Raw genomic sequence first — 20,040 nt, 5'->3', positions numbered from 1 at the left:
GGTTCAGTAGTCCGTTTCCGGCATGCTTGCCAGAATGTGCCGGTAGCTGGCCATGCGTTGCGGCATGATGCGCCCGTCCTCCAAGGCCTGGAGCAGGGCGCAACCTGGTTCACGGTCGTGCTTGCAGTCGCGGAAGCGGCAATGTCCGAGCAGGTCGCGGAACTCGATGAAACCGGCCTCGATATCGTCTCGCGACACGTGCCCCAGGCCAAACTCACGGATGCCGGGCGAGTCGATCAGGTCGCCGCCGCCGGGAAAATGGAACAGTCGCGCGGTGGTGGTGGTATGGGTGCCCTTGCCGGTCACCGTGGAGAGGTCGCCGACACGTGTGTCGACACCTGGCAACAAGGCATTCACCAGCGACGACTTGCCCACCCCGGACTGCCCGACGAAGACGCTCACGTGACCGTCCAGCGCGCCGCGCAGTTCGTCCATCGCCAGGCCATTGAAGGCCGACACCTCGATCAGCGGGTAACCCAGGGTTCGGTAGACATTCAGCAGCGCATCGATGCCTTCGGCATTGCTCTCGTCGACCAGATCGGCCTTGTTCAGCAGCAGCAGCGGCTGGATGCCGGCATGTTCGGCGGCGATCAGGTAACGGTCGATCAGGTTGGCGTGCGGTTCGGGACGCGGGGCGAAGACGATGACGATGCGGTCGACGTTGGCCGCCACCGGCTTGAGCAGCCCGCGCATGTCCGGGCGGCACAGCTCGGAGCGGCGCGGCAATTGCGCGACGATCACGCCGATGCCCTGGTTGCCGGCGCGCCAGACCACCTGGTCGCCAGTCACCAGTGCCGGCAGGTTGGCGCGCAGGTGACAGCGGGAAACCTGGCCGTCGGCGGACTCGACCTCTACCTGAACCCCGAAATGAGCGATCACCTGGCCGGTCTGCTCCGGTCCCAGGTCGCCGCCCTCCAGCTCTTCCACGGCACGCGACTCGCGACGGGCCGCCCGGGCCGCGCGTTCTTCCTGGATCTTTTCGATGCGCCAGCTCTGCCGGCGGGTCAAGTGGCGTTTGGCCATGATGCGTCCGCATGAAAAATCGGCGGCGAGTTTAACATGGGCGCGCCGCCATCATTCGCGCGGCGGCGTTCCACGCTAGAATGCACGGCATAGCGACTGGAGCGACTCCCCATGCAGAACCCGCAGAACCTTATCTGGATCGACCTGGAGATGACCGGCCTCGATCCGGACCGGGACGTCATCATCGAGATGGCCACCATCGTCACCGACAGTGACCTCAACACCCTGGCCGAAGGACCGGTGATCGCCATCCACCAGCCAGAGGAAATCCTCGCCGGCATGGACGAGTGGAATACCCGCCAGCACGGCCAGTCCGGCCTGACCCAGAGGGTTCGGGAAAGTACCGTGAGCATGGCCGAGGCCGAGGCGCAGACCCTGGCCTTCCTCGAGCAGTGGGTGCCCAAGCGCAGCTCGCCGATCTGCGGCAACAGCATCTGCCAGGACCGCCGCTTCCTCTATAGGCACATGCCCAGGCTGGAAGGCTACTTCCACTACCGCAACCTCGACGTCTCCACCCTCAAGGAGCTGGCCGCGCGCTGGGCGCCGCAGGTCCGCGAGAGCTTCAAGAAGGGCAACACCCACCTGGCGCTGGACGATATCCGCGAGTCGATCGCCGAGCTGCGCCACTACCGCGACCACTTCATCAAGCTCTGATCCGTCCGGACCGGGCGGCAGGCGCCGGCCGGGCTAGGTTTCCCCGTGGCGCCGCAGGGCCCATTCCACGTGCTCGCGGACCAGCTCCGAAGGGAACCCGCGGCGCGCCTTCAGCGCCTCCAGCACCGGGATGGTCGAGGGCGCGTTGCCCAGCCCCACCGCCAGGTTGCGCAACCAGCGCTCGTAGCCGGCGCGGCGCAGCGGCGAACCCTCGGTGCGGCCGAGGAACTCCTCCTCGCTCCAGAGGAACAGTTCGGCGAGTTCGGCGTTGTCCAGGCTGTGGCGCGGCTGGAAGTCGCCCTGCCCGGTGGGGCGGGCGAAGCGATTCCATGGGCAGACGATCTGGCAGTCGTCGCAGCCGAATACCCGGTTGCCGATCAGTGGTCGCAGCTCCAGCGGAATCGCGCCCTTGTACTCGATGGTCAGGTAGGAGATGCAGCGTCGCGCGTCCAGCCGGTAGGGGCCGACGAAGGCCGCGGTCGGGCAGATGTCCAGGCAGGCCGAGCAGCGTCCGCAATGCTCGCTGTCCATCGCCGGGTCGACGGGTAGCGGCATGTCGACGAACAGCTCGCCGAGGAAGAAGTAACTGCCGGCCTTGCGGTTGAGCACCAGCGTGTTCTTGCCGATCCAGCCGAGGCCGGCCTGTTCGGCGATGGCCTTTTCCAGCACCGGCGCGCTGTCGACGAAGGCGCGGAAACCGAACGGGCCGACTTCGGCCTGGATGCGCTCGGCCAGTTGTTGCAGACGCTTGCGGATCAGCTTGTGGTAGTCGCGGCCGAGGGCGTAGCGCGAGACGTAGGCTTTTTCCGGCGTCGCGAGGACCTGCGCCATGCGCGTGTCGCCGGGCAGGTAATCCATGCGCAGGGAGATCACCCGCAGCGTGCCGGGAACCAGCTCGGCAGGTCGCGAGCGCTTGCTGCCGTGCGCCGCCATGTAGTCCATCTCGCCGTGGTAGCCGGCCTCCAGCCAGCGCTGCAGGTGCGCTTCGTGCTCGCCCAGCTCGACGTCGCTGATACCGACCTGCTGGAACCCCAGCTCGCGGCCCCAGTCCTTGATGGACTGGGCGAGGCGGGCGGGGTCCGGCGGGGAAAGGTTGTCGGCCAGAGGTTGGGGAGTCATGGGAGGCAACGAAGACGAGGGAAAGCGAAATGGGATAGGTATAATTCTGCCAGACTGCGCGCCTGACGCCGAATCGATCCGATGACCATGACCTTCCAGCACGACGACCTGCCGCTCGCCCTCTATTCCGCCGCCCAGGTGCGCGACCTCGATGCGCGCCTGATCGCCGCCGGCACGCCGGGCTTCGAACTCATGCAGCGCGCCGCCCACGCCGCCTGGCGTGCCTTGCGCCGCCGTTGGCCGGAGGCCGCGGCGCTGACGGTGCTCGCCGGGCACGGCAACAATGCTGGCGACGGCTACCTGATCGCGGCGCTGGCGCAACGTGCGGGTTGGCGAGTGCGGGTGCTGGCGGTCGCGGCGCCGCAGCGGCTTGCCGGCGACGCGGCGCAGGCGCATGCCGCCGCGCTGGCGACCGGGGTCGTGGTGGAGCCCTGGAGCGAGTGCGCCGTGCTCGAGGGCGTAGTAGTGGATGCATTGCTCGGCACCGGCCTGGCAGGTGCCGTGCGCGAGCCCTTTGCGCAGGCCATCCGCCTGGCCAACGCCGCCGACCTGCCGGTGCTGGCGGTGGATATTCCTTCCGGCTTGAGCGCCGACACCGGTGCGGTATTGGGGGAAGCGATCAGGGCGGATCTGACAGTGACTTTCATCGGCCTGAAGATCGGGCTGTTCACTGGCGAGGCGCCGGCACGGGTCGGCGAGCTGGTGTTCGACGAACTCGGCAGCGACGCCGTCGTGTTGCAAGGGCTCCAGCCCCGGGCCCACCGTCTGGCACGAAATGCCCTGCCGAGTCTGGCAGCGCGGCCGCGGACCGCGCACAAGGGGCTGTTCGGCCACCTGCTGGTGGTCGGCGGCGACACCGGCATGGGCGGGGCCGTGCTACTGGCCGCGGAAAGCGCCCTGCGCTGCGGCGCCGGGCTGGTCTCGGCGGCGACCCGTGTCGAACATGTGCCGGCGTTGCTGAGCCGTTGTCCCGAGGTCATGGCCCATGGCGTGGCGTCGGCGAACCAACTGCTGGCCCTTGCCGAACGCGCCAGCGTGCTGGTGCTCGGTCCCGGTCTTGGCCAGCGCGCCTGGGGGCGTAGCCTGCTGAGCGCTGTCCGGTCGCGACCGTTGCCGCAGGTCTGGGATGCCGACGCGTTGAACCTGCTGGCCCTGGAACCGGTCGGAGCAGGGCCGCGGACATGGATTCTGACGCCGCATCCCGGCGAGGCCGCGCGCCTGTTGGGTCGCTCGACCGCCGAGGTGCAGGCGGATCGCCCGGCGGCGGCGCTGGAACTGGCGTGTCGCTACCAGGCGGTGGTGGTGCTGAAGGGCGCCGGCAGCCTGGTCGCCGCGCCGGACGGACGACTTGCCGTCTGTTCCCAGGGGCATCCGGCGATGGCTGGTGCCGGCATGGGTGACGTGCTGTCGGGCATCACCGGTGCCTTGCTGGCCCAGCACGTGGAGGCGTTCGAGGCGGCCTGCCTGGCGGTCTGGCTGCATGCCGCCGCCGGTGAGCGGCTCGGCGCCCAGGGGCGTGGACTGGCGGCGACCGATCTCATACCTACCGTTCGTCAGTTGCTCGAGGAGTGCAGTCCGTGTCTGAAGTGATCCTGTCCGCCGAAGGGGAAGACGCGATGCTCGAACTGGGCGGGCGCATCGCCCGGGCCAGCGGGGGGCAGGGGGTGATCTACCTGCATGGCGACCTCGGCGCCGGCAAGACCACCCTCTCGCGCGGCATCCTGCGCGGCCTCGGCCATGCCGGCTCGGTGAAAAGCCCGACCTTTACCCTGGTCGAGCCTTACGAAATCGGCGAGCTGCGCGCCTACCATTTCGACCTGTACCGGCTCGCCGATGCGGAGGAATTGGAGTTCTTCGGCATCCGCGACTATTTCGACGGCAGCGCACTCTGTCTGATCGAGTGGCCCGAGCGCGGTGCGGGCGTTTTGCCAACCGCCGATCTGGACATTACCATTACTGCCCAAGCGGGTGGACGGACACTGCGCCTGGTACCGCACGGTGCGCGGGGCGAAGCCTGGTGTGCCACCCTGACCATGGGAGCATGAGAAAAACGATGGGTTGGGGCTTGCGTCTGCGGACGTTGTTGACTGGGGTGATGATTCTGCTGGCCTGCCAGGTCGGCGAGGTTCTGGCCGCCGCGCAAATCAAGAGCGTGCGGATCTGGCGCGCTCCGGATAACACCCGTCTGGTCTTCGATCTCTCCGGTCCGGTGCAGCACAGCCTGTTCACCCTGGCCGCGCCCAACCGTATCGTCATCGACGTCAGCGGCGCCCAACTGGCGACCCAGCTCAACGGTCTCAAGCTCGGCAACACCCCGATCACCGCGGTGCGCTCCGCCCAGCGCACGCCCAACGACCTGCGCATGGTCCTCGACCTGTCGGCGCAGGTCACCCCGAAAAGCTTCGTCCTGCCGCCCAACCAGCAATACGGCAACCGCCTGGTGGTCGATCTCTACGACCAGGGCGCTGACCTGACCCCGGACGTACCCGCGACGCCGACCCCGAGCGTGCCGGTCACCCCGGTGACGCCGACCCAGCCGGTGGCCAAGCTGCCGCTGCCAACCAAGGGCGGCACCCGCGATATCGTCATCGCCATCGACGCCGGCCACGGCGGTGAAGACCCTGGCGCCCTTGGCCCGGGCGGGTTGCACGAGAAGAACATCACCCTGTCGATCGCTCGCGAGCTGCAACGCCAGATCAACCAGGTGCGCGGTTACCGGGCCGAGCTGACCCGTACCGGCGACTACTTCATCCCACTGCGCAAGCGCACCGAGATCGCCCGCAAGAAGGGCGCCGACCTGTTCGTCTCGATCCATGCCGACGCCGCGCCGAGCCGCAGCGCCTTCGGTGCCTCGGTGTTCGCCCTGTCCGACCGCGGCGCCACTTCGGAAACCGCGCGCTGGCTGGCCGACAGCGAGAACCGTTCCGACCTGATCGGCGGCGATGGCAGCGTCAGCCTCGGCGACAAGGACCAGATGCTCGCCGGCGTGCTGCTCGACCTGTCGATGACCGCCACCCTCTCGTCGAGCCTGGACGTCGGCCACAAGGTGCTGACCAATGTCGGCCGCATCACTTCGCTGCACAAGCGTCGTGTCGAGCAGGCCGGGTTCATGGTGCTGAAGTCGCCCGACATCCCGTCGATCCTGGTGGAAACCGGCTTCATCTCGAACGTCAACGAGTCGCGCAAGCTGGCCAGCGCCAGCCATCAGCAGGCTTTGGCGCGTTCGATCACCAGCGGCATCCGCCAGTATTTCCAGCAGAGCCCGCCGCCCGGCACCTACATCGCCTCTTTGCGCGCCCAGGGCAAGCTCTCCATGGGGCCGCGCGAGCACGTGGTGCGGCCCGGAGAGACCCTGGCGATGATCGCCCAGCGCTATGAAGTGAGCATGGCCGCGCTGCGTAGCAGCAACAGCCTGTCCAGCGACAACCTGAAAGTCGGCCAGGCCCTGTCCATCCCGAGCACCGCCCTGGCGGCCCAGTGATGAGTGAAGCACCGCGTATCCAGCTGCTGAGTCCGCGGCTGGCGAACCAGATCGCCGCCGGTGAGGTGGTCGAGCGTCCCGCCTCGGTGGCCAAGGAACTCCTGGAAAACAGCCTTGACGCCGGTTCCCGGCGCATTGATGTGGAGGTCGAGCAGGGCGGCATCAAGTTGCTGCGAGTGCGCGACGACGGTCGCGGCATCCCCGCCGACGACCTGCCGCTGGCCCTGGCTCGCCACGCCACCAGCAAGATCCGCGAGCTGGAAGACCTGGAGCGGGTGATGAGCCTCGGCTTCCGTGGCGAGGCGCTGGCCTCGATCAGCTCGGTAGCGCGCCTGACCATGACCTCGCGTGCCGCCGACGCCGGCGAAGCCTGGCAGGTGGAAACCGAGGGCCGCGACATGCAGCCGCGGGTACAGCCGGCGGCGCACCCGGTGGGGACCAGCGTCGAGGTTCGCGACCTGTTCTTCAACACCCCGGCGCGGCGCAAGTTCCTGCGCGCCGAGAAGACCGAGTTCGACCATCTGCAGGAAGTCATCAAGCGCCTGGCGCTGGCCCGTTTCGACGTGGCTTTCCACCTGCGCCACAACGGCAAGACCATCTTCGCCTTGCACGAGGCGCGAGACGAGCTGGCCCGCGCGCGCCGGGTCGGCGCGGTGTGCGGCCAGGCATTCCTCGAGCAGGCGCTGCCGATCGAGGTCGAGCGCAACGGCCTGCACCTGTGGGGCTGGGTCGGCTTGCCGACCTTCTCCCGCAGCCAGCCGGACCTGCAGTACTTCTATGTGAACGGGCGCATGGTGCGCGACAAGCTGGTCGCCCACGCGGTGCGCCAGGCTTATCGCGACGTGCTGTACAACGGCCGGCATCCGACCTTCGTGCTGTTCTTCGAAGTCGATCCGGCGGTGGTGGACGTCAACGTGCACCCGACCAAGCACGAAGTTCGCTTCCGTGACAGCCGGATGGTCCATGACTTCCTCTATGGCACCCTGCATCGTGCGCTGGGCGAGGTCCGTCCCGACGACCAGCTCGCGCCGCCGGGGGCGACCAGCCTGACCGAGCCGCGTCCGACCGGCGCTGCCGCCGGCGAGTTCGGCCCGCAGGGCGAGATGCGCCTGGCCGAGAGCGTGCTGGAGAGTCCGGCGGCACGGGTGGGCTGGAGTGGCGGCTCATCGGCCTCCGGCGGCTCCTCCGGCTATTCCGCCTATACCCGGCCGGAGGCGCCGCCCTCTCTGGCCGAGGCCGGTGGCGCCTACAAGGCCTACTTCGCGCCGTTACCCGCGGGCGAGGCGCCAGCCGCGTTGCCCGAGAGCGCCCAGGACATCCCGCCGCTGGGTTACGCCCTGGCGCAGCTCAAGGGCATCTACATTCTCGCCGAGAACGCCCACGGCCTGGTGCTGGTGGACATGCACGCGGCCCACGAACGGATCACCTACGAGCGCCTCAAGGTGGCGATGGCCAGCGAAGGCTTGCGTGGGCAGCCGTTGCTGGTGCCGGAGTCGATCGCGGTCAGCGAGCGCGAGGCGGATTGCGCGGAAGAGCATTCCAGCTGGTTCCAGCGCCTGGGCTTCGAGCTGCAGCGCCTGGGGCCGGAAAGCCTGGCGATCCGGCAGATCCCTGCGCTGCTCAAGCAGGCGGAGGCGACCCAGTTGGTGCGCGATGTCATCGCCGACCTGCTGGAATACGGCACCAGCGACCGTATCCAGGCGCACCTGAACGAGTTGCTCGGCACCATGGCCTGCCATGGTGCGGTGCGCGCCAACCGGCGCCTGACCCTGCCGGAAATGAACGCCCTGTTGCGCGACATGGAAATCACCGAGCGCAGCGGCCAGTGCAACCATGGGCGTCCGACCTGGACCCAACTGGGCCTGGACGAGCTGGACAAGCTCTTCCTGCGCGGACGCTGAGCCTTGCAGCTTCGGGCGCAAAGCCCGAAGCTATGCGCTTTGTCCAAGAGCGTTCCGATGTCTTCCCTGCCTCCCGCCATCTTTCTCATGGGGCCGACCGCCGCCGGCAAGACCGACCTGGCGATGGCGCTGGCCGATGCGCTGCCCTGCGAGCTGATCAGCGTCGACTCGGCGCTGATATACCGCGGCATGGATATCGGTACGGCCAAGCCTTCCCGGGAGCTGCTGGCGCGCTATCCGCACCGCCTGATCGATATCCGCGACCCGGCGGAGAGCTATTCGGCCGCGGAATTTCGCGCCGACGCCCTGGCGGCGATGGCCGAGGCCACCGCGCGCGGCAGGATTCCCCTGCTGGTGGGGGGCACCATGCTCTATTACAAGGCGTTGCTCGAGGGCCTGGCCGACATGCCCGGCGCCGATCCCGAGGTGCGCGCGGCGATCGAGGCCGAGGCCCAGGCCGAAGGTTGGGAGGCGCTGCACCGGCAACTCGCCGAGGTCGACCCGGAATCGGCTGCGCGTATCCACCCCAACGACCCGCAGCGACTGATGCGGGCGCTCGAGGTGTATCGCCTCGGCGGGGTGTCGATGAGCGACCTGCGTCGCCGGCAAAGCGCTGAAAAGGCGGATTTTGACGCGTCAGGCAGGAATCAATTGCCGTATACTGTCGCTCAGCTGGCGATTGCTCCCGAGCAGCGCCAGGTGTTGCACGCGCGGATTGCGCAGCGTTTTCGCCAGATGCTGGAACAGGGTTTCATCGCCGAGGTCGAAGCACTGCATGCCAGAAGTGACTTGCATGCAGGATTACCGTCTATTAGAGCCGTGGGTTACCGTCAGGTGTGGGATTACCTGGATGGCAAGCTGTCCTACGCTGAAATGACCGAACGCGGCATCATCGCTACCCGCCAGTTGGCCAAGCGCCAGTTCACCTGGCTGCGAAGCTGGAGCCATCTACACTGGATGGACAGCCTAGCAGGTGACAATCTGCCGCGTGCCTTGAAATACCTGAAAACGGTCTCCATATTGGCCTGAGACCTTAATTTGTCCGTCTGTTTCCGGAGCGAGACCGGAGTTTGGACGGCGCCAAGTCACCCTATTCGACTACTTCAAACTACGATCCTTAAAGGAGTGCGGCACATGTCAAAAGGGCATTCGCTACAAGACCCTTACCTCAATACCCTGCGGAAAGAACGCGTCCCGGTTTCCATCTATCTGGTCAACGGCATCAAGCTGCAAGGCCAGATCGAGTCCTTCGACCAGTTTGTCATCCTGCTGAAGAACACCGTCAGCCAGATGGTTTACAAGCACGCGATCTCCACCGTGGTACCGAGCCGTCCGGTGCGTCTGCCGAGCGGTGACCAGCCGGCCGAGCCGGGCAACGCTTGACGGGAGTCCGCTTTGTTCTTTGAGCGCCCAGGTGGTGGGGAACAGGCTGTTCTGGTGCATCTGGAAGGGCAGAACCCCGAGGCGCGTGAAGACCCGCAGGAGTTCCAGGAGCTGGTGCGTTCGGCCGGCGCGGAAACGGTGGCATTCGTCAGCGTCTCCCGCCACCAGCCGAGCGCCAAATATCTTATCGGCAGTGGCAAGGTCGAGGAGTTGCACGACCTGGTCAAGGCCGAAAACGTCGAGCTGGTGATTTTCAACCACACCTTGACGCCCAGCCAGGAGCGCAACCTCGAGCGAGCGTTCGAGTGCCGCGTACTCGACCGGACCGGGCTGATCCTCGACATCTTCGCCCAGCGCGCACGTACCCACGAAGGCAAGTTGCAGGTGGAACTGGCGCAACTGGAGCACATGAGCACGCGGCTGGTACGCGGCTGGACCCACCTCGAACGGCAGAAAGGCGGTATCGGTCTGCGCGGTCCGGGCGAGACCCAGCTGGAAACCGACCGACGCCTGCTGCGCGTGCGCATCCGCCAGATCAAGCAGCGCCTGGAGAAGGTCCGCAGCCAGCGCGAGCAGGCTCGACGCGGGCGCAAGCGCGCGGATATCCCGGCGGTCTCCCTGGTCGGCTATACCAACGCCGGCAAATCGACCCTGTTCAATGCGCTCACCGCCTCCGAGGTGTATGCCGCCAATCAGTTGTTCGCCACCCTCGACCCCACCCTGCGTCGCCTGCAACTGGACGATCTCGGGCCGGTGGTGCTGGCCGACACGGTGGGCTTCATCCGTCACCTGCCGCACAAGCTGGTGGAGGCCTTCCGCGCTACGCTGGAAGAGTCGAGCAACGCCGACCTCCTGCTGCACGTGATCGACGCCTACGAGCCCGAACGGGATGCGCAGGTCGAGCAGGTGCTGGCGGTGCTCGGCGAGATCGGCGCCAACGAATTGCCGATGCTCGAGGTCTATAACAAGGTCGACCTGCTACCCTCGGTCGAGCCGCACATCCAGCGCGACGATTCCGGCAAGCCGGTGCGCGTCTGGCTGTCGGCGCAGACCGGCGAAGGCCTCGACCTGTTGCGCCAGGCCATCGCCGAGCTGCTCGGCGAGGACCTGTTCGTCGGAACCTTGCGCCTGCCCCAGCGGCTCGGGCGCCTGCGCGCCCAGTTGTTCGAACTGGGCGCGGTGCAGTCCGAGGCGCACGATGAGGAGGGTTGTACCCTGCTGCAGGTGCGCCTGCCGCGGGCCGAGTTGAACCGCCTGGCGAGCCGCGCTGGCTGGCAGCCGGCGGAGTTCGTTGCGCAACACACTTTGCAATAAAGCCCGTATCGCTGCTTTTGGCAGCGGGCAGGGCATTCGGTAGCATGGGTGGCCGCGCCGCAGGCGCGTTTCGCGTTACTAGATGGAGAGCGCTATGGCTTGGAACGAGCCGGGTGACAACTCGAACAACAACGATCGAGACCCGTGGGGAGGCCGCCGCGGTGGTGGTGGCGGCGGTGGTGACCGCAAGGGGCCGCCCGACCTGGATGAGGCTTTCCGCAAGCTTCAGGACAGCCTGAACGGGCTGTTCGGTGGAAAAAAACGCAGTGGCAACGGTTCCGGCTCCGGTTCCGGCGGCAAGGGCGGTGGCCTGGGCCTGTTCGGCATCGGCCTGGCGATCCTCGCCGTGCTCTGGCTGTACAACGCCATCTATGTGGTGGACGAGCAGGAGCAGGCGGTCATCCTGCGCTTCGGCAAGTATTACGAGACGGTCGGTCCCGGCCTGAACTTCTACTTCCCGCCGATCGACAAGCGCTTCCAGGAGAACGTCACCCGCGAGCGTGCGTACAGCAAGCAGGGGCAGATGCTCACCGAGGACGAGAACATCGTCGAAGTGCCGCTGACCGTGCAGTACAAGATCAGCAACCTGCAGGACTTCGTGCTCAACGTCGACCAGCCCGAGGTCAGCCTGCAGCAGGCGACCGAGAGCGCGCTGCGGCATGTCGCCGGCTCCACCACCATGGACCGGATCCTCACCGAAGGCCGCGAGCAGATGGCGACCGAGGTGCGCGAGCGCCTGCAACGCTTCCTGGATACCTACAGGACCGGTATCGCCGTGACCCAGGTGAACATCCAGAGCGCCCAGGCACCGCGTGAGGTGCAGGAAGCGTTCGACGACGTGATCCGGGCCCGCGAGGACGAGCAGCGCGAGAAGAACCAGGCCGAAGCCTATGCCAACGGCGTGGTGCCGGAGGCACGTGGCCAGGCCCAGCGCATCATCGAAGAAGCCAACGGTTACCGCGACGAGGTGATTTCGCGCGCCCAGGGCGAGGCGGATCGCTTCTCCAAGCTGCTGGTGGAATATCGCAAGGCTCCGGAAGTGACGCGCGAGCGTCTGTACCTGGACACCATGCAGGAAGTCTTCAGCCAGACCAGCAAGGTGCTGGTGACCGGTCAGCAGGGGCAGAACAACCTGCTCTACCTGCCGCTGGACAAGATGATCGATGGTCGTAACGCCGCGCCCGCTACGGGGGCCGGTGCTTCCGCCGGTGGTGGCAGCGCCAGCGCTTCCGACCTGGGGTCGCGGATCGTCAACGATCTGCGCCAGCAAGACGCGCGTACGAGGGAGAGCCGCTGATGGGCAACAAGTCTTTGATCGCTCTGATCGTCGGTGTCGTCGCCGCCATCGTCCTGTGGAACAGCGTCTACGTAGTCCAGCAGACCGAGCGCGCGGTCATGTTGCGCTTCGGCCGGGTGGTCGAGTCCGACGTCAAGCCGGGCCTGCACTTCAAGATCCCGTACGTCAACCAGGTGCGCAAGTTCGACGCTCGCCTGCTGACCCTGGATGCCCCGACCCAGCGCTTCCTGACCCTGGAAAAGAAAGCGGTGATGGTGGATGCCTATGCCAAGTGGCGGGTGGCGGATGCCGAGCGCTTCTACACCGCTACCTCGGGCCTCAAGCAGATCGCCGACGAACGCCTGTCGCGGCGTCTCGAAGCGGGTCTGCGCGACCAGTTCGGCAAGCGTACCCTGCATGAAGTGGTATCGGGCGAGCGCGACGCGCTGATGGGCGACATCACCGCTTCGCTGAACCGCATGGCGCAGAAGGAACTGGGTATCGAGGTGATCGACGTGCGGGTCAAGGCCATCGACCTGCCGAAGGAAGTCAACCGCAGCGTCTTCGAGCGGATGAGCACCGAGCGTGAGCGCGAGGCCCGCGAGCACCGCGCCAAGGGTCGCGAACTGGCCGAAGGCATTCGTGCCGACGCCGATCGCCAGCGCCGGGTAATCGTTGCCGAAGCCTACCGCGAGTCGGAAGAGACCCGCGGTGACGGCGACTCCAAGGCTGCCGCGATCTATGCCAAGGCCTACAATCAGGATCCGGAGTTCTATTCCTTCTACCGTAGCCTGAAGGCGTATCGCGAAAGCTTCGCCGAGAAGCGCGACGTACTGGTGCTCGATCCGAGCAGCGAGTTCTTCCGCTATCTGAACAAGGCCAACAAGTAATACTCGGTTCTCCGGCGGGCGGCAGCGCCCGCCGGAGAAATCGTGTTATGATGAGCCAGCCGGGAAATCCCGGCTTTTTTGCGTCCGCGAGAATCATGTGGCAGGAATTCGGCATCGCTTTTTGTCTCGTGCTGGTGCTGGAAGGCATCCTGCCGTTCCTGTGTCCGCGACAATGGCGCGAGGCGGTCACGGGCATCGGCCGGCTGAGCGACCGTCACCTGCGTCTCGTGGGGCTGGGCAGCATGCTGCTCGGCACCCTGCTTCTTTACTGGATTCACTGATGATGTGCCGCCCGGCTGAAAGGGGAGAGGCGAAATGGCAACGGTAGACCGCTGGCTGCTGCCAGATGGGATCGAAGAGGTGCTGCCCCCGGAGGCGGCGCGCATCGAAGCAGCCCGCCGTCAGGTGCTGGATCTGTTCCACCGCTGGGGTTACGAGTTCGTCGTGACCCCGCATATCGAATACCTGGAGTCGCTGCTCACCGGCGCGGGACAGGATCTTGACCTGCGCACCTTCAAGGTGACCGACCCGGCGTCCGGCCGGCTCATGGGTTTCCGTGCCGACATTACGCCGCAAGTGGCGCGGATGGATGCGCACAGCCTGCGCCGCGAGGGACCGAGCCGCCTGTGCTATGCCGGCAGTGTGCTGCATGCGCAGCCGCGCGCGCTGTCCACTTCGCGTAGTCCGATCCAGCTGGGCGCCGAGCTGTACGGCGATCCGAGCCCTGCCAGCGATGTCGAGGTGATCAGCCTGATGCTGGAAATGCTCGAGATGGCGGAAGTGCCGGACGTGCACATGGACCTCGGCCATGTCGGTATCTACCGCGGCCTGGCGCGCGCGGCAGGGCTGTCCGGCGAAGTCGAGCAGCAGTTGTTCGATGCCTTGCAGCGCAAGGCGGTGGACGAGGTCGAGGCGCTGACTGCAGACCTGCCTGCCGAGCTGCGCGGCATGTTGCGTGCGCTGGCCGAGCTATGTGGCGGCCGCGATGCGCTGGAGCAGGGCCGTGCCCGTCTGGCGGCGGCGCCGGCCGATGTCCAGGTGGCGCTGAACGAGCTGATCGAGATCGCCGATTCGCTGGCTGGACGTTTCCCCGGCTTGCCGCTGTATTTCGACCTCGGCGAGCTGCGTGGCTATCACTATCACACCGGCGTGGTGTTTGCGGCCTTCGTGCCCGGCGTTGGCCAGTCCATCGCCCAGGGCGGTCGCTATGATGATATCGGTGCCGATTTCGGGCGCGCCCGCCCGGCCACCGGTTTCTCCACCGATCTGAAAAGCCTGGTCACTCTCGGCCAGGCCCGGTTGGACCAGGCTGTATCGGGTATCTGGGCGCCGGCCGAAGGGGCCGGGCTCTGGCAGGCGGTGCAACGACTGCGCCGCGACGGGCAGCGTGTCGTCCAGGCTCTGCCCGGGCAGGATGCGGCTTCTGCGCGCGAGGCGGGCTGCGACCGGCAGCTGGCGCTGCGCGATGGCAATTGGCAGGTGGCGCCGCTGGCGTCCTGAGATTCCGCCGGCCGCGGCCGGCATCGAACTTCCACGATGGGGACAAGTGTTATGGGTAAGAATGTCGTAGTCCTGGGCACCCAATGGGGTGATGAGGGCAAGGGCAAGATCGTCGACCTGCTCACCGAGCAGGCGGCTGCCGTAGTTCGCTACCAGGGTGGTCACAACGCTGGCCACACCCTGGTGATCGATGGCGAGAAAACCGTCCTGCACCTGATTCCATCGGGCATCCTGCGCGAAGGCGTGCAGTGCCTGATCGGCAATGGCGTGGTGCTGGCGCCGGATGCGCTGCTGCGCGAAATCACCAAGCTGGAAGAGAAGGGCGTGCCGGTGCGCGAGCGCCTGCGCATCAGTCCTTCCTGTCCGCTGATCCTGTCCTATCACGTCGCCCTCGACCAGGCGCGCGAGAAGGCCCGCGGCGAAGCCAAGATCGGCACCACCGGTCGTGGCATCGGCCCGGCATACGAGGACAAGGTGGCACGTCGCGGCCTGCGCGTCGGCGACCTGTTCCACCGCGAGCGCTTCGCCGCCAAGCTGGGTGAGCTGCTGGACTACCATAACTTCGTCCTGCAGCACTACTACAAGGAGCCGGCCATCGACTTCCAGAAGACCCTGGACGAGGCGATGGAGTATGCCGAGCTGCTCAAGCCGATGATGGCCGATGTCGCCGCGACCCTGCACGACCTGCGCAAGCACGGCAAGGACATCATGTTCGAAGGCGCCCAGGGATCGCTGCTGGACATCGACCATGGCACCTACCCCTACGTGACCAGTTCCAACACCACCGCTGGCGGTACCGCCACCGGTTCCGGCTTCGGCCCGCTGTACCTGGACTACGTACTGGGTATCACCAAGGCCTATACCACTCGCGTCGGCTCCGGTCCGTTCCCGACCGAGCTGTTCGACGACGTCGGCGCCTACTTGGCCAAGCGCGGCCACGAGTTCGGCGCCACCACCGGTCGCGCTCGTCGCTGCGGCTGGTTCGATGCCGTGATCCTGCGCCGCGCCATCGAGATCAACAGCATCTCCGGCCTGTGCCTGACCAAGCTCGACGTGCTCGATGGCCTGGATGTGGTGCGCCTGTGCGTCGGCTACAAGAATGCCGATGGCGATGTGCTGGAAGCGCCGACCGATGCCGACAGCTACATCGGCCTGCAGCCGGTCTACGAGGAAATGCCCGGCTGGAGCGAGTCGACCGTGGGTGCGAAGACCCTGGAAGAGTTGCCGGCCAACGCCCGCGCCTACATCAAGCGCGTGGAAGAGCTGGTGGGTGCGCCGATCGATATCATCTCCACCGGTCCGGACCGCAACGAGACCATCATCCTGCGCCATCCATTCGCCTGAGGCGGATAGCGGGGCGATGACGGAACGGGCTGCGCATGCGGCCCGTTTTCATTTCCGGGGTCGGCGCCGCGGTGAGCGGGGGAGGGTGGCGTGGCTCGAAGGGAAAATCGCGGACAACAAAAAGCCGAGCGGATGCTCGGCTGTTTGTCTTGAAGATGGTGCCCAGGAGAAGACTCGAACTTCCACGGTGTTGCCACCGCTAGGACCTGAACCTAGTGCGTCTACCAATTCCGCCACCTGGGCATGCTTTTCAGCATTGTGCGATGATCGCTCATCGACTTGGGTGTTGCAAACCTTGTCGCAGTTTCAATGCCTGGTAGTGGCTGAACTGCTGAAACAAAAACGGTCTAATGACCGGCTTTGTCTGAAATATGGTGCCCAGGAGAAGACTCGAACTTCCACGGTGTTGCCACCGCTAGGACCTGAACCTAGTGCGTCTACCAATTCCGCCACCTGGGCACTGGAGTCGATGATCGCTCATCGTTTCCGTGTTACAACGTCTCAGCAACGTTGTGGGCGCGAACTATACGAGTACGTATTCTGCTTGTAAACCCCTGATGCGATAAAAATTATTCTGTTGCCGAAGCTGACCGACGAAGCGTTTTCGCGCTTCAATAGAGCAATGGCAGCAAACGCTAAAGAAGAAAAGGTGACCTACCTCTAATGGCCGATTGGCAAAACCTCGATCCCGAGGCCGCTCGCGAAGCGGAAAAGTACGAAAACCCCATCCCCAGCCGGGAACTGATCCTGGCTCACCTATCCGAGCGGGGCGCTCCGGCGACTCGCTCCCAGTTGCTCGACGAGTTCGGGCTCGCCGGCGAGGAGCCGGAAGAGGCCTTGCGTCGTCGCCTGCGCGCCATGGAGCGCGACGGGCAGCTTATCTATACGCGTCGTGGCGCCTATGCGCCGGTGGACAAGCTGGACCTGATCCGCGGCCGCATCAGCGGGCACCGCGACGGCTTCGGCTTCCTGATCCCCGACGATGGCAGCGACGACCTGTTCCTCAGTCCCACCCAGATGCGCCTGGTGTTCGACGGCGACCGCGCCCTGGCCCGGGTATCCGGCCATGACCGGCGCGGACGCCGCGAAGGCCAGCTGGTCGAGGTGATCGAGCGGGCCCACGAGATCGTGGTCGGCCGCTACTTCGAGGAAAGCGGCATCGGCGTGGTGGTCGCGGACAACCCGAAGATCCAGCAGGAAGTCCTGATCCCGCCGGGCAAGGCCGGCAAGGCCAGGCACAACCAGTTCGTCCAGGTGCGCATCGAGCAATGGCCGAGCATCCACCGCCAGGCCCAGGGCGAGATCGTCGAGGTGCTCGGCGACTACATGGCGCCGGGGATGGAGATCGAAGTCGCCCTGCGCAGCTACGATATCCCCCACGTCTGGCCGGCCGCGGTGGAGAAGGAAGCGGCCAAGCTCAAGCCGGAAGTGGCGGAGAAGGACAAGGAAAAGCGTATCGACCTGCGCCAGGTGCCCTTCGTCACCATCGACGGCGAGGATGCCCGCGACTTCGACGACGCGGTGTACGCCGAGGCCAAGCGCGGCGGCGGCTGGCGCCTGTTCGTGGCGATCGCCGATGTCTCGCACTACGTGAAGGTCGGTTCGGCGCTGGACGAAGAGGCGGCCAGGCGCGGCAACTCGGTGTATTTCCCCGAGCGGGTGATCCCGATGCTGCCGGAGGTGCTGTCCAATGGTCTCTGCTCGCTGAATCCGCTGGTCGACCGGCTGGCCATGGTCTGCGAGATGACCCTGTCCAAGGCTGGCAAGCTGACCGGCTACCAGTTCTACGAAGCGGTGATCCACTCCCATGCCCGCCTGACCTACACCAAGGTCAGCCAGTTGCTCGAGCACCCCGACAGCGTCGAGGCCGAGAACCTGCGCCAGCAGTTGCCCGGCGTGGTGCCGCACCTGCAGCAGCTGTATGCGTTGTATAAAGCGCTGCTGGCCGGCCGCCATGTCCGCGGCGCGATCGATTTCGAGACCCAGGAAACCCGCATCGTCTTCGGCGCCGACCGGAAGATCTCGGAAATCCGCCCGACCCAGCGCAACGATGCGCACCGCCTGATCGAAGAATGCATGCTCTGCGCCAACGTGGCGACCGCACGCTTCCTGCAGAAGCACGCCATCCCGGCGTTGTACCGGGTGCATGACGGCCCGCCGCAGGAGAAACTCAACAACCTGCGCCAGTTCCTCGGCGAGCTGGGGTTGAGCCTCGGCCGCGGCAAGGCCGCGCCGACCCCGGGCGACTACCAGGAGTTGCTGGAGAAGATCCACGACCGCGCCGACTTCCGCCTGATCCAGACGGTCATGCTGCGTTCGCTCAGCCAGGCGGTGTACAGCCCGGACAACAATGGCCACTTCGGCCTCAACTACGACGCCTACACCCACTTCACCTCGCCGATCCGGCGCTACCCGGACCTGCTGGTGCATCGTGCGATCCGCAGTGTGATCCGCTCCAAGGCGGAGACTCCGCACGTGCAGCGGGCCGGCGCGGCGAGCATGCCCAAGGCGCGTATCTATCCGTACGACGAATTGCGCCTGGACCAGTTGGGCGAGCAGTGCTCGATGACCGAGCGGCGTGCCGACGAGGCCACCCGCGACGTGACCAACTGGCTGAAGTGCGAATACATGCGCGAGCGGGTCGGCGAGACCTTCCCTGGCGTAATCACTGCGGTCACCGGTTTCGGTCTGTTCGTCGAGCTGACCGACATCTTCGTCGAAGGCCTGGTCCATGTGACCGCGCTGCCCGGCGACTACTATCATTTCGACGCCGTGCACCATCGCCTCAGCGGCGAACGCACCGGGCGCAGCTTCCGTCTCGGCGACACCACGGAAGTGGTAGTGGCGCGGGTCGACCTGGACGAGCGGAAGATCGATTTCGAGCTGGCCGGAAACGTGCTGAGCGCGCCGATCGGACGCAAGAAGCGCAACGGCGACAAGTCGGCGAACGCCGGCAAGGCGCCGAAGGGGCGCAAGGGCGCATCCGTGCCCGAGGTCGACCTGGAGCCGGCACTGGCCAGTCCCGACGCCGCGGTGGTGCCGCGGCGCAAGGCCGGCAAGGTGCAGGCGCTGCCGCCGGTCGCGCCGGAGCTGCTGGCGCAGGCCGCGGAGATGCTCGGCAACACCGACGTGCGCAAGAGTCGCGAGGTCAAGCAGGCGCTGCTCGCCGAGGCGCGTGTCGGCAGCAAGGACAAGGGCGGGAAGAAGGGCAAGGTCGTTCCTGCGGGCAAGAGCGCGAAGGGCAAGGCCAAGGACGGCAAGCCCGCCGCTGCCGCCAAGCCGGGCAAGCCGACCAAGCATCGCAAGGGGCCTTCCAAGCCGAAGGCCGACAACGCTCCGGCCGCCACCGGGGCGCGCAAACGTAAGGCCAAGTCATGAGTCAGTGGGAAAAGGTCTACGGCGTGCATGCCGTGGAAGCGTTGTTGCGTCATCACCCGAAGCGGGTCAAGCAGTTGTGGCTGGCCGAGGGGCGGCATGATCCGCGGGTCCAGGTGCTCACCGAGCTGGCCGCCGGGTTCCGTATTCCGGTAGGGCAGCGCGATCGGCGCGAACTCGACGAGTGGGCGGAAGGCGTCCACCAGGGCGTGGTCGCGGAAGTCAGCCCCAGCCAGGTCTGGGGCGAAAACATGCTCGAGGAACTGCTCGAGCGGAGCGAGGGCGTGCCGCTCCTGCTGGCCCTGGATGGCGTCACCGATCCGCACAACCTCGGCGCCTGCCTGCGTACCGCCGATGCGGCGGGGGTGCAGGCGGTGATCGTGCCCAAGGACAAGTCCGCGACCCTCAACGCCACCGTGCGCAAGGTCGCTTGCGGCGCCGCCGAGGTGATCCCGCTGGTGGCGGTGACCAACCTCGCGCGCACCCTGGAAAAGCTCCAGCAGCGCGGCCTGTGGGTGGTCGGCACCGCTGGCGAGGCGGACAAGACCCTCTACCAGCTCGACCTCAAGGGGCCGACCGTGCTGGTGATGGGCGCGGAAGGCAAGGGCATGCGCCGGCTGACCCGCGAGCACTGCGACTTCCTCGCCAGGTTGCCGATGGCCGGCAGCGTCAGCAGCCTGAACGTCTCGGTCGCCACCGGCGTCTGCCTGTTCGAGATCCTCCGCCAGCGCACCCCGCTGGAGTGAGCGCGTGCGGGGCCGCCGCGGCGCGGCCCCGCGC

Annotated in this window: 17 protein-coding genes and 2 tRNA genes; 15 read left to right on the top strand and 4 right to left on the bottom strand. The window is 66.4% G+C overall.

Features of this window, described 5'->3' with window-relative positions; genetic code table 11:
- Positions 1-3: 3 nt before the first annotated feature.
- Positions 4-1,023, bottom strand: a complete 1,020-nt coding sequence (rsgA, locus tag LE197_RS24595) for a small ribosomal subunit biogenesis GTPase RsgA (RefSeq protein WP_016264102.1) — start codon at positions 1,021-1,023, stop codon at positions 4-6.
- Between the two features lie 111 nt (positions 1,024-1,134).
- On the opposite strand from rsgA, the gene orn reads away from it, so the two are divergent.
- The gene (orn, locus tag LE197_RS24590; RefSeq protein WP_003095671.1) at positions 1,135-1,677 is read left to right on the top strand and encodes an oligoribonuclease; all 543 of its coding nucleotides are present in this window, start codon (positions 1,135-1,137) and stop codon (positions 1,675-1,677) included.
- A gap of 33 nt (positions 1,678-1,710) precedes the next feature.
- Here orn and queG read toward each other — a convergent pair whose 3' ends face one another.
- Positions 1,711-2,796 carry a tRNA epoxyqueuosine(34) reductase QueG gene (gene queG, locus LE197_RS24585; RefSeq protein ID WP_003110324.1) on the bottom strand — a complete coding sequence of 362 codons (1,086 nt, stop codon included), beginning with the start codon at positions 2,794-2,796 and terminating at the stop codon, positions 1,711-1,713.
- 81 nt (positions 2,797-2,877) lie between these two features.
- Between queG and LE197_RS24580 the strand changes: the two genes are divergently transcribed.
- The 12 genes from LE197_RS24580 to LE197_RS24525 all read left to right on the top strand — a co-directional run bounded on the left by LE197_RS24580 (position 2,878) and on the right by LE197_RS24525 (position 15,885).
- Positions 2,878-4,386, top strand: a complete 1,509-nt coding sequence (locus tag LE197_RS24580; protein ID WP_003123572.1) for a bifunctional ADP-dependent NAD(P)H-hydrate dehydratase/NAD(P)H-hydrate epimerase — start codon at positions 2,878-2,880, stop codon at positions 4,384-4,386.
- A complete protein-coding gene (gene tsaE, locus LE197_RS24575) occupies positions 4,374-4,841 on the top strand; it encodes a tRNA (adenosine(37)-N6)-threonylcarbamoyltransferase complex ATPase subunit type 1 TsaE (protein WP_003106408.1) in 468 nt (155 codons plus the stop codon). Before LE197_RS24580 ends, tsaE begins: the two co-directional genes overlap by 13 nt.
- 8 nt (positions 4,842-4,849) lie before the next feature.
- Positions 4,850-6,277: an N-acetylmuramoyl-L-alanine amidase AmiB gene (gene amiB / locus LE197_RS24570; RefSeq protein ID WP_003123571.1), complete on the top strand. Its 1,428-nt coding sequence runs from the start codon at positions 4,850-4,852 to the stop codon at positions 6,275-6,277.
- Positions 6,277-8,178, top strand: a complete 1,902-nt coding sequence (gene mutL, locus LE197_RS24565) for a DNA mismatch repair endonuclease MutL (RefSeq protein WP_016264103.1) — start codon at positions 6,277-6,279, stop codon at positions 8,176-8,178. The genes amiB and mutL overlap by 1 nt, the downstream gene beginning before the upstream one ends.
- Before the next feature lie 57 nt (positions 8,179-8,235).
- The gene (miaA, locus tag LE197_RS24560) at positions 8,236-9,207 is read left to right on the top strand and encodes a tRNA (adenosine(37)-N6)-dimethylallyltransferase MiaA (protein ID WP_003106415.1); all 972 of its coding nucleotides are present in this window, start codon (positions 8,236-8,238) and stop codon (positions 9,205-9,207) included.
- A 105-nt stretch (positions 9,208-9,312) separates the two neighbouring features.
- Positions 9,313-9,561 (top strand): RNA chaperone Hfq, encoded by a 249-nt coding sequence (hfq, locus tag LE197_RS24555; RefSeq protein WP_003095657.1) that lies wholly within the window; start codon positions 9,313-9,315, stop codon positions 9,559-9,561.
- Positions 9,562-9,573: 12 nt separating this feature from the next.
- Positions 9,574-10,875, top strand: coding sequence for a ribosome rescue GTPase HflX (hflX, locus tag LE197_RS24550; protein WP_003095652.1), 1,302 nt, complete (start codon positions 9,574-9,576; stop codon positions 10,873-10,875).
- A 94-nt stretch (positions 10,876-10,969) separates the two neighbouring features.
- Complete coding sequence (hflK, locus tag LE197_RS24545) at positions 10,970-12,172, top strand: FtsH protease activity modulator HflK (protein ID WP_023108820.1); 1,203 nt, start codon at positions 10,970-10,972, stop codon at positions 12,170-12,172.
- Positions 12,172-13,041 (top strand): protease modulator HflC, encoded by an 870-nt coding sequence (gene hflC, locus LE197_RS24540; RefSeq protein WP_003106429.1) that lies wholly within the window; start codon positions 12,172-12,174, stop codon positions 13,039-13,041. The genes hflK and hflC overlap by 1 nt, the downstream gene beginning before the upstream one ends.
- Before the next feature lie 95 nt (positions 13,042-13,136).
- Positions 13,137-13,322 carry a DUF2065 domain-containing protein gene (locus LE197_RS24535; protein WP_003095647.1) on the top strand — a complete coding sequence of 62 codons (186 nt, stop codon included), beginning with the start codon at positions 13,137-13,139 and terminating at the stop codon, positions 13,320-13,322.
- A 34-nt stretch (positions 13,323-13,356) separates the two neighbouring features.
- Positions 13,357-14,541: an ATP phosphoribosyltransferase regulatory subunit gene (locus tag LE197_RS24530; RefSeq protein ID WP_003095644.1), complete on the top strand. Its 1,185-nt coding sequence runs from the start codon at positions 13,357-13,359 to the stop codon at positions 14,539-14,541.
- A gap of 51 nt (positions 14,542-14,592) precedes the next feature.
- Entirely contained in the window at positions 14,593-15,885 is a 1,293-nt protein-coding gene (locus tag LE197_RS24525; protein WP_003095642.1) for an adenylosuccinate synthase, read from the top strand.
- 156 nt (positions 15,886-16,041) lie between these two features.
- On the opposite strand, the gene LE197_RS24520 is transcribed toward LE197_RS24525, so the two are convergent.
- Both LE197_RS24520 and LE197_RS24515 read right to left on the bottom strand, forming a co-directional pair.
- Positions 16,042-16,128, bottom strand: a tRNA-Leu gene (locus LE197_RS24520).
- A 129-nt stretch (positions 16,129-16,257) separates the two neighbouring features.
- Positions 16,258-16,344, bottom strand: a tRNA-Leu gene (locus tag LE197_RS24515).
- 204 nt (positions 16,345-16,548) lie between these two features.
- Here LE197_RS24515 and rnr point away from each other — a divergent pair.
- On the top strand, positions 16,549-19,263 hold the full coding sequence (gene rnr / locus LE197_RS24510; RefSeq protein ID WP_016264104.1) for a ribonuclease R: 2,715 nt from the start codon (positions 16,549-16,551) through the stop codon (positions 19,261-19,263).
- Positions 19,260-20,006, top strand: coding sequence for a 23S rRNA (guanosine(2251)-2'-O)-methyltransferase RlmB (rlmB, locus tag LE197_RS24505; RefSeq protein WP_003095638.1), 747 nt, complete (start codon positions 19,260-19,262; stop codon positions 20,004-20,006). The genes rnr and rlmB overlap by 4 nt, the downstream gene beginning before the upstream one ends.
- Positions 20,007-20,040: the final 34 nt, after the last annotated feature.

Origin of the sequence: Pseudomonas sp. PS1(2021) (assembly GCF_020405165.1) — a bacterium.
Lineage (GTDB): Bacteria > Pseudomonadota > Gammaproteobacteria > Pseudomonadales > Pseudomonadaceae > Pseudomonas > Pseudomonas aeruginosa.
The sequence above is the reverse complement of the archived record's forward strand: the minus strand, read 5'-3'. Positions and strand labels throughout refer to the sequence as shown.

Bases quoted from the DNA above. Each gene is read 5' to 3' on its own strand.
- rsgA (WP_016264102.1), bottom strand. From the start codon at position 1,023: ATGGCCAAACGCCACTTGACCCGCCGGCAGAGCTGGCGCATCGAAAAG.
- orn (WP_003095671.1), top strand. From the start codon at position 1,135: ATGCAGAACCCGCAGAACCTTATCTGGATCGACCTGGAGATGACCGGC.
- queG (WP_003110324.1), bottom strand. From the start codon at position 2,796: ATGACTCCCCAACCTCTGGCCGACAACCTTTCCCCGCCGGACCCCGCC.
- LE197_RS24580 (WP_003123572.1), top strand. From the start codon at position 2,878: ATGACCATGACCTTCCAGCACGACGACCTGCCGCTCGCCCTCTATTCC.
- amiB (WP_003123571.1), top strand. From the start codon at position 4,850: ATGGGTTGGGGCTTGCGTCTGCGGACGTTGTTGACTGGGGTGATGATT.
- mutL (WP_016264103.1), top strand. From the start codon at position 6,277: ATGAGTGAAGCACCGCGTATCCAGCTGCTGAGTCCGCGGCTGGCGAAC.
- miaA (WP_003106415.1), top strand. From the start codon at position 8,236: ATGTCTTCCCTGCCTCCCGCCATCTTTCTCATGGGGCCGACCGCCGCC.
- hfq (WP_003095657.1), top strand. From the start codon at position 9,313: ATGTCAAAAGGGCATTCGCTACAAGACCCTTACCTCAATACCCTGCGG.
- hflK (WP_023108820.1), top strand. From the start codon at position 10,970: ATGGCTTGGAACGAGCCGGGTGACAACTCGAACAACAACGATCGAGAC.
- hflC (WP_003106429.1), top strand. From the start codon at position 12,172: ATGGGCAACAAGTCTTTGATCGCTCTGATCGTCGGTGTCGTCGCCGCC.
- LE197_RS24535 (WP_003095647.1), top strand. From the start codon at position 13,137: ATGTGGCAGGAATTCGGCATCGCTTTTTGTCTCGTGCTGGTGCTGGAA.
- LE197_RS24530 (WP_003095644.1), top strand. From the start codon at position 13,357: ATGGCAACGGTAGACCGCTGGCTGCTGCCAGATGGGATCGAAGAGGTG.
- LE197_RS24525 (WP_003095642.1), top strand. From the start codon at position 14,593: ATGGGTAAGAATGTCGTAGTCCTGGGCACCCAATGGGGTGATGAGGGC.
- rnr (WP_016264104.1), top strand. From the start codon at position 16,549: ATGGCCGATTGGCAAAACCTCGATCCCGAGGCCGCTCGCGAAGCGGAA.
- rlmB (WP_003095638.1), top strand. From the start codon at position 19,260: ATGAGTCAGTGGGAAAAGGTCTACGGCGTGCATGCCGTGGAAGCGTTG.